Origin of the sequence: Candidatus Accumulibacter contiguus (assembly GCF_012940005.1) — a bacterium.
GTDB lineage: Bacteria > Pseudomonadota > Gammaproteobacteria > Burkholderiales > Rhodocyclaceae > Accumulibacter > Accumulibacter contiguus.
The window spans coordinates 1-2,187 of the sequence record NZ_SPMX01000151.1 but is presented as its reverse complement, the minus strand read 5'-3'; the positions used below and the strand labels follow the sequence as shown (position 1 = coordinate 2,187).

The window sequence follows — 2,187 nt, the reverse complement described above, 5'->3', positions numbered from 1 at the left end:
GAGTCGAAGGCGGCGACGGTCGCGAAGCCCAGCGTTTGTGACAGGCTGCCGGCGGTGGCGTAGCCTTCTCCGATGACCAGGACGGGTGCCTTGGCCAGCGCGTCCAGGCCGCCGATCGCATGGAAGCAGACCTCCTTGCGGCTGTCCTTGGCGAAGCGCTTGCTACCGTCCTCGCGGATGTACTGCATCGTCCATTGCTTGCCGTCGACGTCGGTGGCCGGGATGTAGGTTTTCTGGCCTTCGCGGTCGGTGAAGACGCCGGGCTGTGGTTCGATGCCCTTGGCGTTCATGTACGCGGTCGGCTCGATGACCGGCAGCAGCTTCGCCATCTGCCGGGCGACACGCTGCGCGGTCTGCTCGTGCAGCCGCTCTTGTTCGGCGGTTCTGGCTTGCAGCTTCTCGGCCGCCTCGGCGAGCATCCGGGCTTTCTGCTCGGGTTCGAACGTGTAGCCCTTCGATTTCCACTTCAGGTCGATGCCGATCTTGTTGTTCTTCATGTAGCCAGCCGGGTGGCCGTCCAGGTGGCCGACATAGAAGCCCGATCCGGCTTTCTCGCTGTGCTTCTCGCCTTCGACGCTGATGCGGTGCTTGTGGCCGTCCATGATCGGGTGCTCGCCGCTCACCACGCAGCCGATCGAGCGCAGCGCCTCGGCGAACTCATCCTTCGGCGTCATTGCCGGGCCTTGCTGGGCAGCGACGTTCTCGGGCTTCCAGCGCTTGAGCTTGGACAGGTCGGCCTTCGGCCCGGCGTACCAGGACTTCGCGGCTTTGTCCCACACGGCGCCGGCCGCCTTGGCGGCGACGCGTTCGCCGTAGGGAACGGCGAGATATTGGCGCGGCGGGGTGGCTTGTGGCTGCTTGGGTCGGGCCTGGGGAGTGGTCGCCGGTGTCCATCGGGCAAAGGGGGCGGGGGCCACACCGGCCGGGACATACCAGGACTGTTCCTGACGATCCCAGCGCGCACCCAGCGCCTTCGCCTCGTCCTTCTGCGGGTAGGGAACGTCGATCCAGATCTTGCTGGACTGACTGGACTGGCTGGACGGGTCTACCTGGCCGGCCTGGGTACTCTGCTGCTCGCGTTCGTGTTCAGCGATCTGCCGTTGCAGGTCCTTGTCGTTGAGGAGTGCGGCGACGTCGGCCGACTTGCGCGCTTCTCGGGCGGCGGCAATCTCCTCGTCGGTGCTGTTGGGGTCGCGGCGCACCCGTTCTTCCTCGACTCTCGCCAGCCTGGCCGCTTGCTCGTGCGGGTTGATCGGGTCGAGGCGAGGGTCGGCAACTGCCGTTTCGCCGTCGCTTGAGTCGAGCGCCGTGCTCGCGAGCACGGGGGTCTGCGTGAAGCTCTGCATGGCCGCCTCCTGATTCTCTGTGTTGTCCTGATTCTCTGCGCCATCCTGATTCTGTGCGCTGTCCTGGGTCTGTGCCTGCTGGCTGGTCTGCTCTTGAACCTGCTGCTGTTCGAGTGCCAGCACGTAGCCGTGAATCTTCTCGGCGTCGGCCGCGGCACGAAAAATCTCCAGCGGATCGTCCCGCAGGACATTGATCCACGTGCCGACGTAGGCCGCGTGCTGGCCGGGGTCGTGACCGATTCCGAGTTCGTCACCCAGGATCATGCTGGCGATTTCGGCCCGCAGTTCTTCCTTGGCGTAGCCTTCGCTGCCAAAGGGATGCGCCAGATCACGGCCCAGACGTGACGGGTGGCCAGTCCAGTGCCCGAGTTCGTGCAGTGCGATCGCGTAGTAGTTGTCGGCGCTGGGAAACTGGCCCTTGTCGGGTAGATGGATGCTGTCGGTCCGCAAGCGGTAGAAGGCGCGGTTCTGCCCCCCGTGCTGGATCACGACGCCGGACGCCTGCAGGATGGCTTCGGCGCGCTCGACGGCGTCCCAGGTCTGTTCCCTGCGTTGCATCGGCGGCAGACCGTCGATCTGCTCGGCGTTGAAGACGGTGGCGAAGAACACCCGCGGCCGTTCCAGCCGCACTTCCGCTTTGACCGGCCTGCCCTGGGCATCGAGGACGGGCTTGCCGCTCTCGTCGGTCCGGGTCTGCTCCTCGCTGAACTTCCAGTACTGGATGGCCGTGCCGTGCTCGCCCTTGCGCACCTGCGCGCCGGCAACGGCGGCCTGCTTGTAGGTCAGCCAGCGTTGATCGACACGGCCCTGGCTCATCAACTGGATGGCGTTGATGCCGCGA

General features: G+C 65.8%; 1 protein-coding gene. It reads right to left on the bottom strand.

What is annotated here, in order from left to right:
• Positions 1-2,187: zincin-like metallopeptidase domain-containing protein (locus E4Q08_RS23875; protein WP_169072238.1), on the bottom strand; the 2,187-nt coding region annotated here is incomplete at both ends.